The organism is Thalassospira australica (assembly GCF_044790785.1).
GTDB lineage: Bacteria > Pseudomonadota > Alphaproteobacteria > Rhodospirillales > Thalassospiraceae > Thalassospira > Thalassospira australica_A.
In genome coordinates this window covers 3,727,826-3,751,230 of sequence record NZ_CP085258.1, presented here as the reverse complement: position 1 = coordinate 3,751,230, position 23,405 = coordinate 3,727,826, and the positions used below count along the sequence as shown (strand labels likewise).

Sequence of the window (23,405 nt, the reverse complement as noted above, 5' to 3'; positions counted from 1 at the left end):
TCGTCGGCTTTATTCGGGCTTTTCGCTAAGGATATCAGTCGCATAAGAAATGGCATCTGCCAAGGTGATGGTTTTGCCATCTTCTGTTTGGGAAAGAATGAGTTCTGATCCAAAGTTGTCTGCTAAGGTATTTAGTCGTTCCAGCATGGCTTCAACGCGATCCCAGTCGCTATTTTTTCCGGCAGCGCTAGTGACATTGACGGCGGCCATTGCCTCATGCAAAGCGATTTCAGGATGGTCGCTGAATTGGCTGTGAAGGGCATCCAGTCGCGCCAGCATGTCGTTAACCCGGACCCAGTCGCCGTTTTCTCCAGCATCGTTGGTGACATTGACGGCGGCCATTGCCTCACGCAAAGCGATTTCAGGATGATCGTTGAATTGGCTGCGAAGGGCATCCAGTCGCGCCAGCATGGCCTCAACCCGATCCCAGTCACCCTTTTTTCCAGCAGCGTTAATGACATTGACGGCGGCCATTGCCTCACGCAAAGCGATTTCAGGATGATCGTTGAATTGGCTATGGAGGGCATCCAATCGGGCCAGCATGTCGTCAACCCGGACCCAGTCGCCGTTTTCTCCAGCATCGTTGGTGACATTGACGGCGGCCATTGCCTGTTGCAAAGCGATTTCAGGATGATCGCTGAATTGGCTGTGAAGGGCATCCAGTCGCGCCAGCATGGCCTCAACCCTGACCCATTCGCCCTTTTTTCCAGCAGCGTTAATGACATTGAGGGCTGCCTTTGCCTGTTGCAAAGCGATTTCAGGATGATCGTTGAATTGGCGGCGGAGGATATTTAGTCGGGCCAGCATGTCGTCAACCCTGACCCAGTCGCCCTTTTCCGCAGCGTCGCTAGTGACGTTGAAGGCTGCCATTGCCTGCTGCAAAGCGATTTCAGGATGATCGTTGAATTGGGTGCGAAGGGCATCCAGTCGGACCAGCATGTCGTCAACCCTGACCCAATCGCCCTTTTCCGCAGCGTCGCTAGTGACGTTGAAGACGGCCATTGCCTGCTGCAAAGCGATTTCAGGATGATCGTTAAATTGCGTGCGAAGGGCATCCAGTCGGACCAGCATGTCGTCAACCCTGACCCAGTCGCCGTTTTCTCCAGCGGCGTTGATGACATTGACGGCGACCTCTGCCTGTTGCAAAGCAATTTCAGGATGATCGTTGAATTGGGTGCGAAGGGCATCCAGTCGGGTCAGCATGTCGTCAACCTTGACCCAATCGCCGTTTTTAAGAGCGGCGGTGGTGACGTTGAAGACAGCCATAGCTTCTTGCAAAGCTATACGGTTGCTTTCGGGGAATTTATTAGTCAGGCCTTGGACACCATTTAAGAAGTTGTTTGCGGCGGGAATGGCATTTGATCTCAGATAGTATGTTGTATAGTTCGGCGCCAGAAATGAATAAGTATAAGCAGCCTGTTCGGTGTTGCAGATTTGCATGGCGGACGGGAGATCAATTTCTGCGATTTTTTGTGGGAAGTCTTGTTGCATTCGCAAAAGAGTGATCACGGAGCCGACTTTACCTTTTTCCAAGGTTGCGTTGAGGAACGCATGGCGGTGTGTCGGAATATCTTTCAGTAGGGTTTGGGCCAGAAAATATTCGCCCATGATATCTGGTTCAAGCGGCGGCAGGACTGTTCCGCTGCCTCCCAATGCCAAGATAAGATCATCGTTTTCATCGGGAGGGGGATCAGGAAGATATCGTGCAAGTGTGGTCCCGTAATCAACTTCTTTGGAAGCGAGCTCTTCAAAGTCCAGTCCTTGCTGAAGGGTTGCAAGGGCCAACGCAAGTTTATAGCGTCGCAATACGCCGCTATCATTATTTGCTGCTGATCGCCAAATATGTTCTTCACGCTTGAGCATGCCTTCAAGGACGTCTTCTTGGGTTAGGCGGACAGCAACCTGTTTGTTGTGTGATTTCGGATCCTTATTGGTTTCGGCCATGAGAGCGTCGGCGGTAGCCAAGGCAAACAGCGGGCGAGGAAGGCCGGAATCATTTGGTCGTGTGTCGACCTTTTTAGCCACAGATAAAAGGGTGGCGTTATCTGGCGGGGTTTTTCCGTCGTTGATAAAGCGATCTCGCATCATGCTGATGATTGCGTTTTCGCTTACCGGTGGGATGGGGTATCCTTTTACTTCGCGATCTCCGAAAACATGATCCAAGATCATTGTTTCTTCGCTGGCATTAGGAAGCATTCGATCCAGCCAGTTCTGATCTGCTTTGCGTTCGAGTAATAGGATGCGGACCGGAAAATCATATTCGTCGGCATTTTCGGCGCAACGGCGCAAAAAGGTGCCTGTTTCTTCGGGCAGGCTTGCAGCGTAATCGATGACAATAAATGTCGGTTTTTGGGGTTTCCACTTTGCGAGATCACTAAAACCTTGCAGGTCTTTGATAGAGAGGCGGCCGGCACTCCATAAATTGGGGTCCAAGTGCTTCCGGGTAAAATCGTAGGCCAGTCGGGTTTTGCCAGTCCCACCATCACCCGTAAGCAGCATCCAGCGGAAATTGAATATCGGTCCGCACAGGGAAAGATCGCCTACGAATTGATGCAGAAGTGTGATTTCGTTCTCACGGCCATATAGTTCATCAAGGCCAGAGGTATATTTGACACGTTCGAACGCACCAAGGTTCTGTGGGTTTCTTGCCATCTTGGGCCAAGAAAGAACGGGTGAATAGGCATCCTGAAAAGCACTGGCAAGATCCTGACGGAAAGTTTCGACCAGAGTGTACGTCTGCTCGTCCATCTCTTTCAGGATTTTGTCCAATCCTTGGACATTATATAGCTTCAGCATTGTATCAAGCGAAGTTGCCGGATCGACATTGATATCAGAGATATCAACTGGGCGACCTTTAGTAATGGCGGTGAGAACGCTGTTTTTGAGGGCGTCTTTGGTTTTTTCGTCATGCTGGATATTGATCAGGCGTTGCAGCAAGCCTGCAAGTTTTGGTTGCCGGTCAATGAAGGCCGCAAGGCGAGAGGCGATTGATTTGCCAATAAAGGATTCAGACTTGGAAGCAGTCGCAGTGATCAGCCGAAAGGCAAGATGATGAAGCGGGGGCTTGAAGCCCAAATCGCGCAGTTCGGCAAGTAGGGTTTTCTTTATTTGTTCATCAGCCAGAAGACCGGACAGGAAACCGGATTTTGCCAGTTTTTCTTTGATATCGTTGGCATTGGGTGCGCCATCTGATTGATTTGCCGTGGCGCTTTCTGTCTGGGTATCTGACACGGATGGTCCTCATATTCCTGATGGTTTATTAGGACTATACAATGCAGGGTTGTTGATGCCAGATAAAAACGGCAATTACGTCGGGCGTCGTAATTTTTCGGGGCATGTCAGGTTCTTGGAAAGCGGTGGCGCGTTGGCAGATGGCGAGGTGTAAAATCGCCGTTATCAGGCGCTTTGGTACGGATAAAAGAAAACCGCTTTGAGGAAAACCTCAAAGCGGTTTGTCTTGGCTGGGGCGGTAGGATTCGAACCTACGGTACACGATACCAAAAACCGATGCCTTACCACTTGGCCACGCCCCATCAGCGTGTGTGGCGCGGAAAATAGCGTTCCCCGCGCCGGAGTGCAACCCTCTATTTGAACCTTTTTTTGCCGGGGATTTATGCCGGGAAGGATGCGCCGATCTGGGCGCGTGCGCGATCATCTGCGGTTTGAATTCCGGTGGCCTGTACCCACCAGTCGGGCTGGCTTTCGGCGATGGCGTCTGCGGCACGTTCCGCCTGATTTTCGGTGTCGTAAATCGCAAGGCAGGTCGCCCCGCTGCCCGACATGCGGGCCAGCAGACAGCCGTCTTCGCGGGCGAGCGCATTCAGTACGTCACAGATTTCGGGCAAGATGCCCGATGCCGGAAGGGTGAGGTCGTTGCGGCATTCCTGAAGGGCGGCGGCAAGCGATGCCCCGCTGTTAAACCGTGCCGTGCGATCCCACAGGTTTTCATCGGTGAAACCGGCATCGCGCGCGGCAAAGATTTCAGGGGTTGAAACCGCCTTGCCCGGATTGACCAGCACCAGTGACAGTTTGGGCAATTCCGGCAGATCAATCAGCTTTTCGCCGATCCCCTGCATCAAAACGGTCTTGCCATGCAGGCACACCGGCACATCGGCCCCGAGTTTAAGGGCGAGTTTTTCAAGTTCTGTGGTCGGGATATCAAGCTGCCACACCCGGCAGAGCACCCGAAGGGCGGCCGCCGCATCCGCCGATCCGCCGCCGATGCCCGATGCGACCGGCAGGTTTTTTTCAAGGGTGAGGTCAGCGCCCTGTGTGACATTTGCCTCCGCCCGAAGCAGGCGGGCGGCGCGCAGGATCAGGTTGTCTTCGATATTGCCGGTGGCAAGGTCACCCGCCATCGGGCCGGTGATCGAAAGGGTCAGTTCGGCATCATCACGCGCGGATGCGGTGATCACATCGCCGCAATCGGCAAAGCAGACGAGGCTATCAAGCAGGTGATAGCCGTCATCGCGTTTGCCGGTGACATGCAGGAACAGGTTCAGCTTGGCCGGGGCCGGTTCGGTATGGATCGAAGACATGATGCGGATGCCCTTTATCCCCGATCAATCAGTTTGCGGCAACGTCGCCGACAGAGGGTGTTTTGCCATCAAGTTTGGCCTGAACATCTGCACGCAGTTCGTCGGTCGGGTTGAATGAAAGGGCGCGGTGCCACTGGAAGCGGGCCTCGTGGAAGCGGCCGGTCTGCCAGTAGGCGTCACCCAGATGATCGTTGATGGTCGGATCATCGGGTTTGAGTTCGACGGCCTTTTCAAGCTGTTCGACGGCATCGTCATAACGGCCCAGCTTGTAATAGACCCAGCCGAGACTATCGACGATATAGCCGTCCTCGGGTTGCAATTCGACGGCACGGCGGAGCATATCCTCGGCCTCGTTGAAGTTTTTGCCCATATCGACCCAGCTATAACCCAGGTAATTCATGACATAGGGCTGATCGGGTTCAAGTTCGAGCGCCTTGAGGAAATCTGCCTCGGCCCGGTTCCAGTCACCGGCCCGTTCATAGGCAATGCCGCGACGATAAAGCAGGCGCCAGCCGACAGCATCAGTGCCGCCCAAACGTTCAATCGCACGATTATAGGCATTGGCCGCGCCGGTATAATCCTGATCGATGCGCAGGATATCGCCAAGCTGGATCAGGGCATCGGGGCGGTCGCTGCGTTCATTGATCATCTTTTGGAGAATGTCGATGGCCGCATCGATTTCGCCGACCTGTTCATAGCTTGATGCCGCGCGCAGGCGGGCATTCCAGCTATGGGACGATGTGATCGGGATCGATTGATAAACGGTAATCGCCGCGTCAAAGCGTTTCTGGATTTCCATGATTTCGCCGACCAGAAGCCGGGTAATATCGTCGCCCGGACGCAGCGACAGCGAATAGCGCGCCATCAGTAACGCCGGATCAACCGCATTTTCCTGGCTAAGCAGGGTTGCGATATCGAGATAGGCTTCTGCCAGGCCCGACGCCGGGGTCAATACCGTTGTATTTGGCGGTTCGCCCTTTGCCAGACGATCAAGCTGATAGGGCATCGCCAGCGACTGCGGATGACGGTCCATATAGCTTTCGTACAAAAGCGATGCTTTCTGGGTTTGTCCCTTGCGCTCGTAAACGGCACCCAGTGCCTCGGCGGCACGCAAGGGTGCATCGGCCGGGTCGCCATAGGCACTGGCAAGGGCGACTTCGGCGGCATCCAGATTATTGAAATATGAGAGTATCAGCCCGCGATGATATTCCGAAAGCGGGTTGAGCGAGCCGCTGGACTGCAATTCGTTCAGCGCTGTCATCGCATTTTGAGGCTGTTCAAGCCCGGTATACAGCCATGCCTTTGCCAGCGGAACGATCAGGGATGTAATCCCCTGCTTTGGCAGGGTCGAGACGGTATCAAGTGCGCCCTGATAATCCTGATCGCGGATTTCGGCATCCATGATCGCCATCACCGCAAACAGGTCCTGCGGATTTTCCTTTGCCAACTGGCGTGCAATCGGTTCGGCATCGGCAATGCGGCCTTCGGCGATCAGGGCCAGAAACGCCCGACGACGCAGGTCTTCATTGCCCGGGTCGATTTCATGGGCACGCAACAAATAGCGCGATGCATAATCGGGCCGGTTTTCAATCTGCGCAGCCTTCCCGGCCAGGAAATTGCCTGCAAAGCTGTCGCTTTGCGGATATTCAAACGCGGCACGTTCCGTCTGCTGCGACATGGTGCCACAGGCGGACAGGGCAAGGGCCGTCATCGGAAGGATGATGTGTAACAGTTGGCGTTTCAAAAACTTGTCCTGCGTCTGCAATTCGCAACCGGCCGCATTATTTGCCTTCAATGCGGTCCACTAACTTTCGTTGAGCTAACCCTAACCAGTCGGCAAATATAAGGCAAAGCATTTGCCATTTGGCCTGATATCTACTCTGGTATCTACCGGGCGCAGCATACGTGATTGTACGGCAACTTCCCACAGGTGGTTGTGTCGCGTTCATAAACGTTGTCGTGAAGACAAACCGGACCGGGGTGCTGATCCTAACAATAAAGCGGGCGTTTGGCGGGGACATCAAGCTGGGGTACGATGATGTCACGTGCCTGTTTGGCAAAATGTGATTTTTGCCCGACCGGGGCGACATATTCCAGAATGGACATTGCCCTGTCGGTGCCAAGTGCGCGCGCCAGAACCCATCCCGCCAGATAGTGCGATGACAGGCAGCCGCCACTGGTGACGATATTGCCCTGTGCGACCAGCGGACGGTCTTCAGGCACGGTATCGGTGTGCGCCAGAAGGGACCGGGTTTTGGTATCCGTCGTGATGGTCGCGGGCAGCAGGCCCAGTTTATGCAGGAACAGCACGCCCGAACATTGCGCACCGATCATCTGGCGCGACGGATCAAGGTGGATCTGTGCCATCAGGTCGGGATCGTTGATATGATCGCGGGTGTGAATGCCACTGCCAAACAGGACGACATCGGCCGTGGCAGTGAAGGACAAGGGTTCCTGTATCCTGACTTCGACCCCGTTCATCGAGGTCACGGATTGGCCCGGCCCGGTAATGACGGCACGAAGGCCATTGCCCCTGGCCCGGTTCAGGATCGATAGGGCGACAAAGCTGTCGATCTCGTTAAAACCATCAAGCGTTACAATCGCGATTTCCATCACACATCCATCGCCAGTCAAAAAAGGGCGGACATTGAACGCGCAGATTGTGGCTTAGACAAGGAAAATGCGAGATTCCGGTCAGAAAATCACGCTGATAGGCATTCCTCGACCAGTGATATCCAGTAACTCACCCCGTACGGGATGGCATCGTCATTGAAATCATAGGCGGCGTTATGCAGAAGGCGGTTGCCGTCGGTCGGGCCGTTGCCAAGCCAGACGTAGCTTCCGGGTCTGGCATTGAGCATGAACGCGAAATCCTCGCTGGCCATGGAGGGTTCCGGGTTCTGGTCGATCTGATCGGCCCCGACGACGCGCGATGCGGCGGCAAAGGCGATGGCGGTTTCGGCTTCGCTGTTGATGGTGGCGGGGTAACGGCGCTGATACATGACACGTGCAGTGCAATCAAACGCCCTGGCGGTGGCATCGGCCACGGTTTTAAGGCGTTCTTCGACCAGATCCTGAATGTCGGGGGCAAAGGTGCGCACCGTGCCGCGGATGGTGGCGGTATCGGGGATGACGTTCCATGTGTCGCCACCGAAAATCTGGGTGGGCGAGATCACGGCACTTTGCAGCGGATTGACGTTGCGGGCGGTAATGGTTTGCAGGGCAAGCAGCACCTGACCGGCAGCCGTAATCGGATCGCGACCCAGATGGGGCATGGCGGCATGGCAGCCGCGGCCGTCAATGGCGATTTCAAAAATATCGTAGCTTGCCATCATCGGGCCGGGCTTCATCGCCATCGTGCCGACATCGCGGCCGGGCCAGTTATGCATGCCGTAAACCGCATCGGCGGGGTGGCTGTCAAACAGGCCTTCTTCGACCATTTCGCGCCCGCCGCCTTCGTTTTCTTCGGCAGGCTGGAAAATGAAATCGACCGTGCCGGTGAAATCGGGATTTTCGGCGAGGATTTTGGCCGCGCCGAGCAGCATGGTCATATGACCATCATGGCCGCAGGCATGCATTTTGCCCGGATGTTTCGAGGCATAGGGCAGATTGGTGGTTTCGTGGATATCAAGCGCATCCATGTCGGCGCGAAGGCCGATGCGTTTACCTGAACCCTTTTTGCCGTGAAGCGTTGCGACAACGCCGGTTCTGGCGATGCCGGTTTTGACATCGAGCCCGAAGGATTGAAGCTTTTGCGCGACAAAGGCGCTGGTCAGCTTTTCCTCGAACGCGGTTTCGGGGTGAGCATGCAGATGATGTCGCCAGGCTGTAAATTCATCAACGAGTTGGGTGGCACGAGGATGAAGGGAGGATTTGGTGACAGTCATCTGCATACTCTATTGCATATCGGGAAGGGCGGGATCGTTTGGTGGGTATCGAGGGTCCCGCGATAAACGGGAACGCAATCGTCCCCGTTTATATGGTGTGTGATCAGGAACCTTGCAGGCGCAGGATCAGTTCGGCCACCAGAACCGACCCGGCATAGGTGCCAAGGAAGACAAGGCAGGCAACCAGTGCCAGTTTCCAGCCGGAATGTTTGGCGACCTCGATTTCCTTTTTGGCGATGGCAAAACCGGCATAGGCAAGGGCCGGGGTGGCCAGAGCCAGAAAATCAACCGATTTCGCCTGTGCGACGATCCATTCCGACCCCGGGGTCCAGGGCAGGGTTGCGACAATACCGACCAGTGAAATCCACGCGACACTTGGCAGGTAAAACGGTGCAAAGCGGGTCAGAAGCAGGCCGACCATGGTGATCAGATAAATCACCACCATGCCGACAAAGCCATCGGCAAGCGGGATGGCCGGACCGACCGTATTCATCACCAGCCCGACAAGGCAGACGATGACAAGGGTGACGGCGTGATCTGTCAGATCAATTTTCGGACGGGTGCGTTCCATTGCAATTGCGTTCTCGGACATGATCAGGCCTCCTTCTTGTTTGCGGTGGCGATATCGTTTTTGCCAGCCGTCGCGTTATAGAGTTTTTCAACAATGGGAAGGGCGATGAACAGTCCGGCATAAAGCCCGGTCGCATAGGTCAGAAGGTTGCTGGCCCCGGCAAGAGCGAGGATTTCATCCTTCATGGACGGAATGACTTCGGTCAGCGCGCCGGTGCAGGCCGCCATCATTGAACCACTGCCGATGCCACATGCCATCGCAAGGGCGCGGGGATCAAAGATGTCCGCACTGGCGAAAAGCGATGCCAGAATGGCAAAGATGAAGGTGCCAAACAGGGTGCCGATCACGTAAACGCCCATCACACCCGTGCCCTCGGGGCTTTTGAGGGTATAGCGGTCGGCGATGATCGCAAGGTTGGGTTCACGCGCAATCGAGAAGGTCGCGCCAATGGCCTCACGGCCCATTTTCAGGCCCCAGACCGCAAGCGGGAAGGCCAGAACGATGGTGCCGAGATTGCCCAGTTCCTGCAACAGAAGGGCCGGGCCGGCTGCGATAATGGTTTCGATTGCCGGGCCGATGGTGGTGCCGAATTTCGCAATAAACGGCATGATCGCAATCACGATCAGCGGCGATGCGGCGGCGACTTCCTTCTGGCGGATGAACTTTGCGAATTTCGGCATGACATTGGGGTTCATCAATGCGGCCATGACGAAGGCATAAAGCAGCGGCAGCAGCAGAATCGCACCGATGCCCAACGGAATTTTCTGAATGCCGATCAATTCGGCGATGGCGCCGAGTACGATAACGGCGAGGTGGAGCCGCCAAAGCTCCAATTGTCCCCGAAGCGCGTTCATTTCCCAATCTCCTTGACGTGGCGTGTTCGACGCAACCATGGCCACGGTCAAAAAGGCCAGACTGTTGCATCATCCCTGCGGTATCCCGGCATTGGCAGATTTCACAATTCTGCCATTTTTGGCGCCGGGGATTTTGTCTGACAATGAAAACTCGACCGGGGTGGAGCAAGTGCCATTTTGGGATGCTTCTGTTGCCGGAACGGCAACAGGTGCCTTGATGCTATGCGTGTTCTTCGGGATACCAGGCGGAGCCGAAGGCCTCCATCCGGTCGCGGATCATGCCGGTAACCGCCCGCACGGCGGCGGTTTTCGGCCGTCCCTTGCGCACCAGAAGATGCGATGGAACGCGGGCCAGAAAATGGTCGGTCAGGGGGATAGCCACAACCTCGCCCCTGCGTAATTGTCGCGATACGGCAAAGGCCGGAAGAAAGGTGATGCCGCCGCCTGACAGCACGAAATGGACGGCGACATTGATCGAATCGGCAGTCAGGAACGCATCACGCGCCACCCGGTTGCCGTGATCGACATTGGCCAGAAGTTTGGCAACGCCAAAATGCGGGTTCAGCAAGGCCGCCGGGTAATTCAGCGTATCGGAAAGTGTGCAGGTTTCCTTTTTTGCCAGATCAAATCCCGGCGGGACAAGGGCGCAAAGCGGTGCGTGATCCTCGGCCAGCAATTCCAGATCGGGATTGCGCGGCGGGTTGAAGACAAGCCCCATATCGTAATCATCACGCAGGATGCCGTGGGTGATTTTTTCAGTACCCGCGACATCGATTTCAAGGCGGATATCGGGGAATTCATCGCGAAGCGGGCGGACAACGTGATTGACCAGATCAACCACAAAGCCCTCGCCGGTCGCGATGCGCACCGTTCCGGCAATGGCACCGCGCGCAGCGGCCAGATCCACCGAAAAGGCCTCGTCCATTTCAAAGCGTCGTCGGGCATGGGCGGCAACCATATGGCCCGATTCCGTAAAGATGATGCCGCGTTTGGTGCGTTCCATCAGAAGCGTTTCAAGATGGGCTTCGAGGGATGCGATCTGGCGGCTGATGGCAGATGGGGCAATGCGCAGATTTTCGGCGGCGGTCCGGATGGATCCGGCCTCGAACACGGCAAGGAAATAACGCAGCGGCTTGTCGTCGATCTTCATGGTGGTGGTGCCTGATTGGGGTGGCGGATATTTGGTGCTTGTGAAGCTGATCACGTAATCAGAGCATATGTGTTGCTGTTTCGGCAACAACATGTTCCGGCAATTGATCTTGAGTTCACCCGATATCCACCGGAAAGTCGGGGGGCAAAATCAAAAAATCACATCGGACCGCATTGGTGCCGTGACGGGAAGGCGCGTGCCTTCACCGGCTGAGCCTGGCTGTCTGAAAGCAAAGAGGCATTTATCGTGAGTAATCCAGAAACCGGCACCATTGGTGTCGTTGGTCTTGGCAATATGGGGCTGGGCATGGTCCGTACCCTGTTGCGGGATGGCTTTTCGGTGGTCGGGTTTGACCTTTCGCCGGAACGTCAGGCCGAAGCTGCCGCCGCCGGGGCGACCATCGTTGCCCGCCTGCCCGAACTGTTTGAAGCGTGCCAGACGATTGTCCTGTCGCTGCCGACGGCGAACCATGTGCGCACGGTTCTGACCGGTGATGAGGGCCTTGGTGCGCGCGATATGGACCCCAGGCTTGTGATCGACACCACGACATCGGAACCCGATGTGACCCGCGAGCTTGACGCGGTGCTGTGGACACAGGGGCATATCCTGATTGATGCGCCGGTCAGCGGCGGCCCGGCCGGTGCCAATAGCGGCAATCTGACCATGATGGTCGGCGGCGGGGATGCCGATGTGGCGCGCGCGATGCCGGTCCTGAATTCGCTGGGTGGCAAGATTACCCATGTCGGGCCGGTGGGTGCGGGTCATGCGGTCAAGATCGTCAATAACATGCTGGTGGCAAGCCACCTTCTGACCATGAGCGAGGCGGTGCGTCTTGGCAATGCGGCAGGCGTGACGACGGAAAACCTGATTGCGGCCCTTAATGCCGGGTCGGGCCGCAGTGCGATCAGCGAGGTCAATTATCCGAAATGGGTGATGAACGGGGCCTTTGACAGCGGTTTTACCATGGGACTGATGCGCAAGGATGTGCGCCTTGCCATGGCGCTTGCCAGGGAAAAGGACGTTTCCCTGCCAGTTTCAGGGTTGGCCGGACAGATTTGGGCGGCAAGTGCCGAAGTGCTTGCCGATGACGCCGATTTCAACCGTATTACCGAATGTGATCCTGCCGACAAAGGAGCCAAATCATGAGCAGTGATTCCAAAATGATGGCGCGTGACTATCACAAGGCCATGGCGCCGTTTTTTGGCAGCGATGAGATCGGAAGCTGGGTCAATGGGGCGATGATGCCCGGACGTGGCGATATGTTCGAACTGATTGATCCGGCAACCGGCAAGGCGTTTTTGACGCTTAAGGATGCCGGGGCGGAGGTTGTTGATGCGGCGATGCAGGCGGCCAGTGCCGGACAGAAAGTCTGGTGGGGCATGACGGCGGCTGAACGTGGCCGCATCCTTTGGCGGATTGGGCAGCAGGTGCGTGATCACCTTGATGCGCTTGCGTTGCTGGAAACCGTCGGTGCAGGCAAGCCGATCCGCGATACCAAGGTTGAAGTCCTTAAAGTCGCGGAGATGTTTGAATATTACGCCGGTTGGGCCGACAAGCTGCACGGCGATGTCATTCCGGTTCCGACCAGTCATCTGAACTATACCCGTCCCGAACCGTATGGCGTCGTGACACAGATTACGCCGTGGAACGCGCCGATCTTTACCGCCGGATGGCAGTTGGCCCCGGCCCTTTGCACCGGCAATGCGGCGGTTCTGAAGCCGTCCGAAATGACGCCTTTGACCTCGCTGGCACTTGGGGTTCTGTCCAAAAAGGCCGGATTGCCCGACGGGGTGATTACGGTCCTGACCGGGCTTGGCACCACGACCGGGGTGGCGGCGACCACCCATGACGTGACGCGCAAGGTTGTGTTTGTCGGATCGCCGCGCACTGGCGCGATCATTGCGGCCCAAGCCGCACAGAATATCGTGCCCTGCGTGCTGGAGCTTGGCGGGAAATCGGCCAATATCGTGTTTGGCGATGCCGACCTTAAACGGGCGGTCTTGGGCGCGCAGGCTGCGATCTTTAGCGGGGCGGGGCAAAGCTGTGTGGCGGGATCGCGTCTTCTGGTGCAGCGAAATGTGGTTGACCGGTTCCTTGATATGCTGGTCGATGGGGCCAATCGCATTCCGGTCGGTGATCCGATGGATAGCGCAACCCAGATCGGCCCGATCAACAATGACGCGCAATATCAGACCGTGCGCCGGTTGGTGGCAGCAGGCCAGAAAGAAGGCGCGGAACTGCTGGCAGGCGGCGTTCGCCCGGAAGGGTGTGAGGAAGGTTATTTCCTGCGTCCGACGGTGTTGGGCAATGTGCGCAATGACATGGCAATTGCGCGTGAGGAAATCTTTGGCCCGGTTGTGTCCGTCATTCCGTTTGATGATGAGGCAGAGGCGGTTGCGATTGCCAATGACAGCAAATTCGGTCTGGCCGGGGCGGTGTGGACGCAATCGGTGGATCGGGCGCACCGGGTGGCGGCGAATGTGCGTGCCGGGACGTTCTGGATCAACAGTTACAAGACGATCAATGTCATGTCGCCGTTTGGCGGGTTTGGCGCCAGTGGTTATGGAAGGTCGAGCGGCAAGGAAGGGTTGATGGAATATATGCAGCCCAAAAGTGTCTGGACCGAAACGGCGGCCAATCCACCGGCTGCATTTGGCTATGCACCGGAATAAGCCGAATTGCGGCAACCATAAAGACCAAGAAAAAGGGCCGCATCATGCGGCCCTTTTTTAAGCATTACATATTGGGATAGTTGGGACCGCCGCCGCCCTGCGGCACCACCCAGACGATGTTCTGGGTCGGGTCCTTGATGTCGCACGTTTTGCAATGCACGCAGTTCTGCGCGTTGATTTGCAGACGTTTGCCGCCTTTATCCTCGTCCTCGACAAATTCATAGACGCCTGCGGGGCAGAAGCGGGCTTCGGGTCCGTCATAAACCGCAAGGTTGACGTCCACCGGGACGCTGGCATTTTTGAGCGTCAGGTGGATCGGCTGGTCTTCTTCGTGGTTGGTGTTTGACAGGAACACCGACGAGAGTTTGTCGAAGCTGATTTTGCCATCCGGTTTCGGATAGTCGATTTTCGGCATGTCGGCCGCCGGTTTCAGGCAGGAATGGTCGGCGTGGTTTTTGAAGGTCCACGGCGCCTTGCCCCCGAACAGGTAGGTATCAACCGCACTATAGGCCATGCCGCCCCAGAAGCCCCATTTGGCGAAGCTTGGCCGGATGTTGCGGACCTTGTGCAGTTCGGGATAGACCCAGCTGTTTTTCAGCTTTTCCGGATAGCTTTCCATCGAGGCGGGCGGTGTTTCGGCAGTCAGGGCTTCAAACGCGGCCTCGGCAGCGAGCATGCCGGTTTTCATTGCGGTGTGCGATCCCTTGATTTTCGGGACATTCATGAAGCCAGCCGAACAACCGATCAGGCACCCACCGGGGAAGACCAGATCGGGGATCGATTGAAAACCGCCTTCGTTCAGCGCGCGTGCGCCATAGGAAATGCGACGACCCTTTTCGAAAATCTTGCGGACCTTCGGATGGGTTTTAAAGCGCTGGAATTCGTCAAACGGGCTGAGATGCGGGTTTTCGTAATCAAGCCCGATCACGAAGCCGACCACCACCTGATTGTTATCAAGGTGATACAGGAACGACCCGCCATAGGTGTTTTTATCAAGCGGCCAGCCGATCGTGTGCTGGATCGTGCCTTCGGCATGGACTTCGGGATCCACTTCCCAGAGTTCCTTGATCCCGATGCCGTAAGTTTGCGGATCGGAATTTTTGCGAAGGTCGAATTTCTTGATCAGCTGTTCGGACAGCGATCCGCGGCAGCCTTCGGCAAAGAAGGTGTATTTGGCGTGCAGTTCCATGCCCGGTTCATAGTTCGGACCCTGTTCGCCTTCACGGGTGATGCCCATGTCGCCGGTGGCGATCCCCTTGACGGAGCCATCTTCGTTAAACAGGACTTCGGCGGCAGCAAAGCCAGGATAAACTTCGATCCCCATGGCTTCGGCCTGTTCGCCCAGCCAGCGGCAGACATTGCCGAGGCTTACGATATAGTTGCCCTTGTTGTGCATCTGCGGCGGGGTGGGGAGCTTTTGGGCCCCGGTTTCGCTGAGCATCAGAAATTCATCCTTGCCAGCCGGGACATTCAGCGGTGCGCCGCGTTCTTTCCAGTCGGGGAAAAGTTCGTTCATCGAACGCGGTTCCATCACCGCACCCGAAAGCGTATGCGCGCCGACCTCGGAACCTTTTTCCACCACGCAGACGGTGATTTCTTTTTCATGTTCCTGGGCGAGTTGCATCAGGCGAATGGCGGCCGACAGACCGGATACACCGGCACCGACGACAACCACGTCAAATTCCATGGATTCGCGTTCCATATGGCCTCTCTCCTTTGGCTGCCGACCATTTCGGACTGTTTTCGTCCGTATGGGTCACAAGCCGGTATTCACCGATCAGAGTCTCGCCCAAGCCCTGATTTCTCACATTCATTGTTTAATCGGTATAGGTGTACCGATTTGAGTCACGTTTGTATATGGTGCAAGTGATCCAAAATCGTTAAAGTCGATTGAAATCCATGCGCCATTCCAAAGAATGCGCCGCAACATACACCGTTCCTGTGTAGATGAGCAAACCAATTACAGATTTTGATGTAAATAACCTGGACCCGCTGCAGGCATTGATCTGGCAGTTTGAAATGGGCGCGGACGAGGCAATCGCCGACGAGCCGCTGGACCGTTTCAAGGCATCCGAAAGCCTGAGCCGACAGGCCGGTCAATCGGGGCGTGCTTCATTGCCCCCCAATGGCGGGGGCGCCCGCCCGGCGATGCCAGCGCGACCAAGCGGCGGGACTGTGGCCAAGACACCCCCGCCACCGGTTCAGCCGGGCGGTGGTTTCCTGTTATCCGATACCCCCCATGAAGCCCGTCAGTCCGCCCGCGATCTTGCCGCAGGGGCAACGACATTGGTCGAACTCAGGGAAGCGGTCGAAAAGTTCGAGGGCTGCGCGCTTAAAAAGTCGGCCAGCAATACCGTCTTTGGCGTGGGCAACCCCGAGGCACGTTTGGTGCTGGTCGGCGAGGCACCGGGTGCCGAAGAGGATCGGCAGGGCGAGCCCTTTGTCGGGCCGAGCGGCAAGTTGCTGGATGCGATGTTGCGATCCATAGGTTTTGCGCGCGAGGAAGTCTATATCACCAATATCCTGCCGTGGCGTCCGCCGGGAAACCGTCAGCCGACCACGGCTGAAATCGCGGTGTGCGAACCGTTTGTCCGCCGTCATCTTGAACTGATCGGGCCAAAGGTTGTTGTCTGCCTTGGCGGCAGTGCGGCCAAGACGTTGATGGAAGAAGATCGCGGCATCACCCGGTTGCGCGGCACGTGGAAGGAAATGCCGCTTGGTGCGGCGGCAATGACCGATATCACCGCGATGTTCCACCCGGCCTATTTGCTGCGCACCCCCGAACAGAAGCGGCTGGCGTGGCGTGATTTACGCGCCGTGGCACAGAAATTGTCGTAAATAACCTTACGAAATGCTCGATGCATGGCCGATATGCAGGGGGCAGGCAATGTGCGAACATCCCCGCCAAGTGGTTGATTTCGGAGAAATCATTTCGCGAGACAGGCTTTTGCTGGTATATATGGCGGCTTCAAGCGGGGGGACACCGCACTCTACAGGTTGCGACGAGAAACTGCTTCGGGATACAAACACGGCTTTGCCGGAGTCTCGCAGGGGAAAGACTGGTTTTGATCGAAGCAATAAGAACAGGCCTGCCGCGTGCCGTATTGGCATTTCGGCGCACCGTTTTCATCACGGCCCTTGGTGCCATCGCGCTGGCAGTGCCGGTAACGCACGCCCAGGCGACCAAGGAACAGGCGGCATTAAGTGCGCCTGCGACCAATGATGATGTTTCGGTATCGGTTCCCCTTGTCCTGTCCAAGCGTGATGCGGAACTTTACGAACAGATTTTTGCCGTGCAGGAACAGGGCCGCTGGAAAGATGCGGACAACCTGATTTCACGTCTGTCCGATGATTTGCTGATGGGCCATGTTCTGGCGCAACGTTATCTGCATCCGACGGCATATCGTTCCCGCTATCAGGAACTGAAAGACTGGCTCGCACTTTATGCCGATCATCCGCAGGCCCCGCGCATCTACAAACTGTCGTTGCAGCGCCGGGGCAGTGCCACTTATCCGAAAAAGCCGGTTGGCGGTTATGTCAATGGGGCCGGATATGATTACGAAGATATCCGTCCCTATTATCACAAATCGACCAAAAGCCTTTCATCGGCACAGCGTTCGCGCGTTTCGGTTCTGAAAAGCCGCATTCGCCAGCGGATTGGCGGCGGTTGGCCCACCGGCGCGCTTGAGGTTCTTGAGGCACCGGAAACCAAGCGTTTGTTTGATGCCTATGAGCAGGACGAAGCGCGGACGTCGATTGCATCGGGATATTATTATTTCGGCAAGCCGGATCTGGCATTGCGCCATGCCGCGGAGGCCGCAAAACGGTCGGGCAAATACCTGCCGCAGGCGCATTGGACGGCGGGCCTGACGGCGTGGCGTCTGGGCAAGATGGATCAGGCGCACGATCATTTCGTTGCCCTGACCAAAAACGATTATGCGTCAAGCTGGACCCGGTCGGCCGGGGCGTTCTGGGCTGGGCGTATCGATCTGGCGGCGGGGCGTTTTGTTGAAGCCGACAAGATGTTGCAGATGGCGGCGGAATATCCGCGGTCGTTTTACGGGCTTCTGGCACTGCGGTCGCTTGGCCGGGATGACGTGTTTGACTGGGATAGTCTGGCGCTGGATGAAAATCGCGCCAACAAGCTGAAGCTTGATCCGCATGGCCGCCGCGCCCTTGCCCTGATCCAGACCAATCAGCGCGACGAGGCGGAACGCGAATTGCGCAAGGCCGCGGCAAGTGACGATGACAAGCTGCGCCGTGCGGTGCTTGCGCTTGCCGACAATGCCAATTTTGCGTCGCTGACCATGCGGCTTGGTGGCTATATCGCACAAAGGACCGGCGAGGTGATCGTCAATGCGCTTTATCCGGTTCCCCCGTGGGCACCGGAAGGCGGTTATGAAGTTGACCGGGCGCTGATCTATGCGCTGATGCGTCAGGAATCCGGTTTTAATGCCGAGGCGCGGAGCCACGCCGGGGCACGTGGTTTGATGCAGTTGATGCCAGCAACGGCAAGCTATATCGGCAATACCCGTTATCGCGGTGAAAAGCGTGCGGAACTGTATGAGCCGGAAATCAACCTGTCGCTGGGTCAGAAATATGTCGACCATCTGCTGGGGCAGGACGGGGTCGATAACGGCTTCCTGCAATTGATGGCAGCCTATAATGGCGGGATCGGCAATCTGGGGCGCTGGCAGAAGGCGCTGAAAGACAACGAAGACCCGCTTTATTTCATCGAAAGCATTCCGTCACGTGAAACGCGCCTGTTTATCGAGCGTGTGATGGCGAACCTTTGGATGTACCGTTCGCGCCTGGGGCAGCAAAGCCCGTCGCTTGATCGTCTTGCCGCCGGGCAATGGCCGGTTTACCAGTCACAGGACCTTGGTGCTGGTGATGACGGCCTGACCGCCGAACGATGACCTGGATTGATGACCGCAAACAATAATCGCAACGGCGAAAAGCCCGGCGGTCATAAGGATCGGGGGACTGTGCTCGACAGGGTCCAAATGCCACCGATGAGCGGTGATGAGGCACTTCGCCGGTTTCACAAAAGCCATGCACAAGACGGGATCAATTCCGACACGAATGAAACTGCGGAATTATCCAAGCTTCATCCCGTGGTGCGATTTGCTGTGGTTGGCGGGACTTTGATCCTGATTGTCGCGGTATTGCTGGGGGTGCTGTATCTGATCGGCACCTGATGACGGGATCAGTTCGGCTCTGCCTCTGTCGCGTCGGCGATTTCTGCGTTCAGCAACTGGATTTCCGCCTCGGCGGCACCACTGAGCGGGTCGTCCTTTGGAATGTCGCGATACAGATCGGTAAAGACGTTCAGGGCCTGCTGATACTTTTCCTGCTGTTTTAGCATCATGCCATAATAATACCGGCTGAGCTGATGGTTTGGCATCTGGCCAAGCGCATGCAGGATCAGATCGCGTGAAACCTTGTCAATCTGGCCTTGCTGGGCGGTGATGCGGGTGTCGGCATATTCGATTGCCAGAAACGGGTTGTGCCCTGAGAGGGAATAGGCGCGGGCAAAGGCTGCAACCGCCCGTTCAACATCGCCCAGACGCAACGATCCGCGCGCCAGAACGATCCAGCCCTGCAAGTTGCGCGGATTGGCTTCGAGCGACAGAACAATCTGACTGAGCAGGCGACGGATTTGCTGATCGGTCTGGAAATCGGGATCGGTCACGTCGGTTGCCGCCGCCGCAGCCGCCGCGGCAAGATTGCGTTCGCCTGCGCGTTCGGCATAAGGGCGCGATGGAATTTCCGGCATGCCGATTGCGGCATACAAAACCGCAGCGGCGATGACGGGCAGGGTGGAAAAACCGATCCGTGCGGCCGGACCCAACAGGCGGTTGCGATCCGGGCCGCCCATGCGATCCGAACTGTCGGAATTGTCACGCTGGCGTGGCAGGCTGGCATAAATCGCAAGCCCGCCGAACGCGGCAAGTATGACAAGGCCAAGCCAGATCACAGAAAACCTCGCGGGGTGGCAGTGTTATGTACACAACTGGCAATCTGCATCGCTATGAACGATCCTGTGATGTGCCAAGGATTTCATCAAGCCGTTTCTGTTCCTGATCGGAAAGTGACTTCGGGCCGGTCCCGTCTTCGCGCTGTTTGCGACGGTAAAAAACAATGACCGCAATCAGGGCGAAGAACACCAGAACCGCCGGGCTGATCCACAGGATATAGGTTTCGGGTTTCAGAGGCGGGTTCAGCAGAACGTAATCGCCATACCGTTCGACAATATATTCAATGACTTCTTCATCCGTATCACCGACAACCAGACGTTCGCGCACCAGAATGCGCAGGTCGCGCGCAAGGTCGGCATCCGAATCATCAATCGACTGGTTTTGGCAAACCAGACAGCGCAGTTCCTGACTGATTTCGCGTGCCCGTTCTTCAAGTTTCGGATCGGCAAGCATTTCGTCGGGATTGACCGCAAAGGCCGGTCCGGCATGCAGGCCAAGCAGGATCACGAAAGTGGCAAACAGCCCCCAGTTTCGACGGATCATCCCTTTAACTCCGCAATTTTCGGCAGCAAGACGTCTTCGAGGATTTCATTGGTGACCGGACCGACATGCTTGTAGCGAATCTGACCGCTGCCATCGATGATAAAGGTTTCAGGGACACCATAGACACCGAAATCAATCCCCGTCCGACCGGACAAATCCATACCGACAGCGGTATAGGGATCGCCCAGTTCTTCAAGCCAGTTAACACCGTCCTGCGGGTCCTTTTCCTTGTAGTTCAGACCGTAAACCGGCACATCGGCCTCACGCGCAAGGCGCTTGATCAGCGGATGTTCTGCACGGCATGGAATGCACCAGCTGGCAAAGACGTTCAGGACCGAAACCTCGCCCTTCGAGATGTCGGCCCGCGACAATCCCTTGTCACGACCGGGCAGGGGCGGCAGTTGGAAATCCGGCGCCGGTTTGTCCAGCAATGCGGATGGCACCACCGATGAGTCCTTGCCGATATTCATCAGAAAGACACCGGCAAGGGCCGCAAAGAGCACCAGCGGGATGACTGCGATCCAGAATCTCATGAAGCGGGAACTCCGTTCTTCTTACAGCGCAGGACAATGCGCGTACAGATGCTGATGACACCGCCGATCAGCATCAGTAACATTCCGCCCCAAACCCAGGGCATCATCGGCAGGAACCGGACGGTCACGACCCGACCGCCGTCTTCGGCCCGTTCACCCACGGAAACATGCAAATCCCCGTCGCGTCCGTGCCAGATATCGGCTTCCTTGGTTTCAATGCCGCGGATCGGATAATAGCGTACTTCGGGAAACAGTTCGGCGACCGGTTGCGCATGACGATAGACGATGAATGTTGCCTTGCGGGTGGCATAGTTTTCACCGGGCAGTAACGCCACACCTTCATATTGCAGATTATAGGGACCGATCTGGATGCTTTGGCCGGTGCGGGCCGACATTGAAATCTGCTGTTCCCAGATGGCACTGGCCGAGCCCCCGGCGATCAGGATGGCGATGCCGATATGGGCAAAGGTCATGCTGAGATAGCGCGGGCCGAGAAGCTGGAAGTTCCGGTATTTTCCCTCGCCATGGTCGGGTTGACGCCACAGGCGTTCCCAAAGATCGCCAAGGGCGGCTGTAAAGACCCAGGCGGCAAGGCCAATGCCCAGTAATGGTATCGGCGATGCATCGATAAAGCGCATCCAGACGAACAGAATGACGATCAGCGACATCATGGCCGCCAGTTTCATCCGGCGCCCGATCTGCCATGTTTCATCATTGCGCCAGCGCAGCGTCGGGGCAAAACCCATCAGGAACAGAAGCGGCAAACCGACAGGGATCAGCGCCTGGACAAAAAATGGTGGGCCGACCGTTATGATATCGCCGTCAAACCAGCGCAAAAACAGAGGATAAATGGTGCCGATCAAAACCGTTGCAGCCGCGACCGACAGCATCACACTGTTCAGGAACATGCCGCTTTCGCGCGATATCAGCGAAAAATCCTTGTTATCGACCATGTCGGTTGCGCATCGCCAGAACATGAAATAGGCCCCGGCAAACAGGGCGCAGAACCCGACCAGAAGCGCAATACTATCGCCACTGCTGAGCAGGGCGGTCGGCAAGGGACCGAGCAGATCGGAGCGGACAAGGAAAGTCCCGAACCATCCTGCGCCAAAGGCCGACAGGGCCAGAAGGGCGGTCCAGGGTTTCAGGGTTTCGGTTTTTTCAAGAACCGCACGACAATGCACGAAGGCCGTGGTCAGAAGCCATGGCATCAATAATGCATTTTCCGAGGTGTCCCAATACCACCAATTACCCCAGGCCTGTTCGGTGTAGGCGCGGTAGGCGCCAATCGCGATGGCAGCGCCAAGAAACGTCCAGGAAACCATTGCCCAAGGGCGGAGCTGTTCGGACCATGCGCGGTCAAGCCTGGCCCCCGGCAGGGCGGCAAAGGTAACGGCGAAAATGACCGACAGGCCGGCAAGACCGGCATAAAGGAACGGTCCGCGAACGATCCCGGCAATGTCCTGCAGTTCCGGATCAAGGCCGGCACCGTCAAGCGGTGCCGTGTTCGAACGCAGGAATGGATCGGCATCAATAATGGTTGCCGCTGCGAGAAGGGCGATGATGATACCCAGTATGCCGAGCGCCACGCGGTCCTGATCGGTGATGCCGCGCAACAAGCTTTGCAGTGCAAAGACCAATGTTGCAAATGTACTTGCGGTGACCCAGAACAGCATTGCCCCGCTATCGGGAATGAAAGCGGCACCGATCCGGTAGATCAGCGGTGTGGATGAATGGCTGTAACTGGCGACAACGGGCAGGGTGAAGTCGCTGACAATGAAGGAATGGATCAGGGCCGTTTCGGCAATGATTGCCAGAACGCATATGGCAAAGGGCAAGGGCCATATGTCGAAACCCTGTGTTCCGGTGAACTGGCCGTTGCTGACGGGGCGGTCTGGCAAGCTACCGCCGACTGGTGCCGGAACCGGCCCAAGGGCGCGATAATCTGCGCGAAACAGGGCCGGACAGAACAGGGTCGCCTGACACGTCCCCAGCACAAGAATGAGGATAAGGGCAAAATGTCCAAACTCTGCGATCATGCGTTTCTTCAGATTTCCCCTATATATGGCATCCGGTAAACGAACACCACTCCGCCCCTGCTGTCAAACAGCAAGGCATTCACCCAGTTTTAATGCCGATTTGAAGGCCTCAATATGAGGTTTTTATGATGGCAGAATGTGGCTTAATTACGCATACTTTCGGCGTTTCTGGCTTCGATTTCTTCCCAATAGCCGCTTTTTTTCAAGGACTCAGCGACCTCGGGCGGCATGTAGTTCTCGTCATGTTTGGCCAGAACTTCGGATGCGATGAACTGGCCCTCGGAGCCCATATGGCCCTCGGCGACGACACCCTGACCTTCGCGAAACAGGTCGGGAAGGATGCCAGTATAGGAAATGGTGACCGAATTTGCCATGTCGGTGACGGTAAAGGTAATGGTTTCACCGCCGCCAAGTTTTTTAAGCGATCCTTCTTCGACGAGGCCGCCGACGCGCAGGCGCTGATCCGGGGCAATCGGGGATTTTTCGACGATTTCGGTCGGGCTGAAGAAGAACACAACCGAATCTTCGAACGCTGTCAGGGCAAGGGCAGCCGCCGCACCGACCGCCAGAAGGGCGGCCATGATGATATACATGCGTTGACGTTTGCGGGACTTGGCACGCGAAAGAGACACTTCGA

General features: G+C 56.6%; 19 protein-coding genes and 1 tRNA gene. 5 read left to right on the top strand and 15 right to left on the bottom strand.

Annotated features, from left to right (window positions below):
* Positions 1–9 precede the first annotated feature (9 nt).
* The 9 genes from LG297_RS17570 to LG297_RS17530 all read right to left on the bottom strand — a co-directional run bounded on the left by LG297_RS17570 (position 10) and on the right by LG297_RS17530 (position 11,000).
* A complete protein-coding gene (locus LG297_RS17570; RefSeq protein WP_404422546.1) occupies positions 10–3,231 on the bottom strand; it encodes a hypothetical protein in 3,222 nt (1,073 codons plus the stop codon).
* A gap of 227 nt (positions 3,232–3,458) precedes the next feature.
* Positions 3,459–3,533 (bottom strand) — tRNA-Gln (locus LG297_RS17565).
* A gap of 78 nt (positions 3,534–3,611) precedes the next feature.
* Positions 3,612–4,538, bottom strand: coding sequence for a 4-(cytidine 5'-diphospho)-2-C-methyl-D-erythritol kinase (locus tag LG297_RS17560; protein ID WP_404422544.1), 927 nt, complete (start codon positions 4,536–4,538; stop codon positions 3,612–3,614).
* Positions 4,539–4,566: 28 nt separating this feature from the next.
* Positions 4,567–6,282: a tetratricopeptide repeat protein gene (locus tag LG297_RS17555; protein ID WP_404422542.1), complete on the bottom strand. Its 1,716-nt coding sequence runs from the start codon at positions 6,280–6,282 to the stop codon at positions 4,567–4,569.
* Between the two features lie 245 nt (positions 6,283–6,527).
* The gene (locus LG297_RS17550; protein WP_404422540.1) at positions 6,528–7,151 is read right to left on the bottom strand and encodes a DJ-1/PfpI family protein; all 624 of its coding nucleotides are present in this window, start codon (positions 7,149–7,151) and stop codon (positions 6,528–6,530) included.
* 89 nt (positions 7,152–7,240) lie between these two features.
* Positions 7,241–8,425 (bottom strand): M20 aminoacylase family protein, encoded by a 1,185-nt coding sequence (locus LG297_RS17545; protein ID WP_404422538.1) that lies wholly within the window; start codon positions 8,423–8,425, stop codon positions 7,241–7,243.
* Positions 8,426–8,528: 103 nt separating this feature from the next.
* On the bottom strand, positions 8,529–9,017 hold the full coding sequence (locus LG297_RS17540; RefSeq protein WP_404422536.1) for a hypothetical protein: 489 nt from the start codon (positions 9,015–9,017) through the stop codon (positions 8,529–8,531).
* A 2-nt stretch (positions 9,018–9,019) separates the two neighbouring features.
* A complete protein-coding gene (locus tag LG297_RS17535; protein WP_404422534.1) occupies positions 9,020–9,850 on the bottom strand; it encodes a DUF3100 domain-containing protein in 831 nt (276 codons plus the stop codon).
* 220 nt (positions 9,851–10,070) lie between these two features.
* Positions 10,071–11,000: a LysR family transcriptional regulator gene (locus tag LG297_RS17530; protein ID WP_209221819.1), complete on the bottom strand. Its 930-nt coding sequence runs from the start codon at positions 10,998–11,000 to the stop codon at positions 10,071–10,073.
* 219 nt (positions 11,001–11,219) lie between these two features.
* Between LG297_RS17530 and LG297_RS17525 the strand changes: the two genes are divergently transcribed.
* Positions 11,220–12,146 carry an NAD(P)-dependent oxidoreductase gene (locus LG297_RS17525; protein ID WP_404426964.1) on the top strand — a complete coding sequence of 309 codons (927 nt, stop codon included), beginning with the start codon at positions 11,220–11,222 and terminating at the stop codon, positions 12,144–12,146.
* Positions 12,143–13,672 (top strand): aldehyde dehydrogenase family protein, encoded by a 1,530-nt coding sequence (locus LG297_RS17520; RefSeq protein ID WP_404422532.1) that lies wholly within the window; start codon positions 12,143–12,145, stop codon positions 13,670–13,672. The genes LG297_RS17525 and LG297_RS17520 overlap by 4 nt, the downstream gene beginning before the upstream one ends.
* A 64-nt stretch (positions 13,673–13,736) precedes the next feature.
* Here the strand turns inward: LG297_RS17520 and LG297_RS17515 are convergent, their stop codons facing one another.
* The gene (locus tag LG297_RS17515) at positions 13,737–15,374 is read right to left on the bottom strand and encodes an electron transfer flavoprotein-ubiquinone oxidoreductase (protein ID WP_404422530.1); all 1,638 of its coding nucleotides are present in this window, start codon (positions 15,372–15,374) and stop codon (positions 13,737–13,739) included.
* Between the two features lie 245 nt (positions 15,375–15,619).
* Between LG297_RS17515 and LG297_RS17510 the strand changes: the two genes are divergently transcribed.
* The 3 genes from LG297_RS17510 (at position 15,620) to LG297_RS17500 (ending at position 18,873) form a co-directional block, all read left to right on the top strand.
* Entirely contained in the window at positions 15,620–16,510 is an 891-nt protein-coding gene (locus LG297_RS17510) for a uracil-DNA glycosylase family protein (RefSeq protein ID WP_404422528.1), read from the top strand.
* Between the two features lie 227 nt (positions 16,511–16,737).
* Entirely contained in the window at positions 16,738–18,591 is a 1,854-nt protein-coding gene (locus LG297_RS17505) for a transglycosylase SLT domain-containing protein (protein ID WP_404422526.1), read from the top strand.
* Positions 18,592–18,600: 9 nt separating this feature from the next.
* Entirely contained in the window at positions 18,601–18,873 is a 273-nt protein-coding gene (locus LG297_RS17500; protein ID WP_404422524.1) for a hypothetical protein, read from the top strand.
* 8 nt (positions 18,874–18,881) lie between these two features.
* On the opposite strand, the gene LG297_RS17495 is transcribed toward LG297_RS17500, so the two are convergent.
* The 5 genes from LG297_RS17495 to ccmE all read right to left on the bottom strand — a co-directional run bounded on the left by LG297_RS17495 (position 18,882) and on the right by ccmE (position 23,400).
* A complete protein-coding gene (locus LG297_RS17495) occupies positions 18,882–19,652 on the bottom strand; it encodes a tetratricopeptide repeat protein (protein WP_404422522.1) in 771 nt (256 codons plus the stop codon).
* 52 nt (positions 19,653–19,704) lie between these two features.
* On the bottom strand, positions 19,705–20,196 hold the full coding sequence (locus LG297_RS17490) for a cytochrome c-type biogenesis protein (RefSeq protein WP_404422520.1): 492 nt from the start codon (positions 20,194–20,196) through the stop codon (positions 19,705–19,707).
* Positions 20,193–20,729 carry a DsbE family thiol:disulfide interchange protein gene (locus tag LG297_RS17485; RefSeq protein ID WP_404422518.1) on the bottom strand — a complete coding sequence of 179 codons (537 nt, stop codon included), beginning with the start codon at positions 20,727–20,729 and terminating at the stop codon, positions 20,193–20,195. Before LG297_RS17485 ends, LG297_RS17490 begins: the two co-directional genes overlap by 4 nt.
* The gene (locus tag LG297_RS17480) at positions 20,726–22,768 is read right to left on the bottom strand and encodes a heme lyase CcmF/NrfE family subunit (protein ID WP_404422516.1); all 2,043 of its coding nucleotides are present in this window, start codon (positions 22,766–22,768) and stop codon (positions 20,726–20,728) included. Before LG297_RS17480 ends, LG297_RS17485 begins: the two co-directional genes overlap by 4 nt.
* 143 nt (positions 22,769–22,911) lie before the next feature.
* On the bottom strand, positions 22,912–23,400 hold the full coding sequence (ccmE, locus tag LG297_RS17475) for a cytochrome c maturation protein CcmE (RefSeq protein WP_404422514.1): 489 nt from the start codon (positions 23,398–23,400) through the stop codon (positions 22,912–22,914).
* Positions 23,401–23,405 lie beyond the last annotated feature (5 nt).

Excerpts from the sequence above, each read along its gene's own strand:
- LG297_RS17510 (WP_404422528.1), top strand. The coding sequence starts at position 15,620 with ATGAGCAAACCAATTACAGATTTTGATGTAAATAACCTGGACCCGCTG.
- LG297_RS17550 (WP_404422540.1), bottom strand. The coding sequence starts at position 7,151 with ATGGAAATCGCGATTGTAACGCTTGATGGTTTTAACGAGATCGACAGC.
- LG297_RS17545 (WP_404422538.1), bottom strand. The coding sequence starts at position 8,425 with ATGACTGTCACCAAATCCTCCCTTCATCCTCGTGCCACCCAACTCGTT.
- LG297_RS17520 (WP_404422532.1), top strand. The coding sequence starts at position 12,143 with ATGAGCAGTGATTCCAAAATGATGGCGCGTGACTATCACAAGGCCATG.
- LG297_RS17535 (WP_404422534.1), bottom strand. The coding sequence starts at position 9,850 with ATGAACGCGCTTCGGGGACAATTGGAGCTTTGGCGGCTCCACCTCGCC.
- LG297_RS17515 (WP_404422530.1), bottom strand. The coding sequence starts at position 15,374 with ATGGAACGCGAATCCATGGAATTTGACGTGGTTGTCGTCGGTGCCGGT.
- LG297_RS17540 (WP_404422536.1), bottom strand. The coding sequence starts at position 9,017 with ATGTCCGAGAACGCAATTGCAATGGAACGCACCCGTCCGAAAATTGAT.
- LG297_RS17485 (WP_404422518.1), bottom strand. The coding sequence starts at position 20,729 with ATGAGATTCTGGATCGCAGTCATCCCGCTGGTGCTCTTTGCGGCCCTT.
- LG297_RS17490 (WP_404422520.1), bottom strand. The coding sequence starts at position 20,196 with ATGATCCGTCGAAACTGGGGGCTGTTTGCCACTTTCGTGATCCTGCTT.
- LG297_RS17480 (WP_404422516.1), bottom strand. The coding sequence starts at position 22,768 with ATGATCGCAGAGTTTGGACATTTTGCCCTTATCCTCATTCTTGTGCTG.
- LG297_RS17500 (WP_404422524.1), top strand. The coding sequence starts at position 18,601 with ATGACCGCAAACAATAATCGCAACGGCGAAAAGCCCGGCGGTCATAAG.
- LG297_RS17530 (WP_209221819.1), bottom strand. The coding sequence starts at position 11,000 with ATGAAGATCGACGACAAGCCGCTGCGTTATTTCCTTGCCGTGTTCGAG.
- LG297_RS17560 (WP_404422544.1), bottom strand. The coding sequence starts at position 4,538 with ATGTCTTCGATCCATACCGAACCGGCCCCGGCCAAGCTGAACCTGTTC.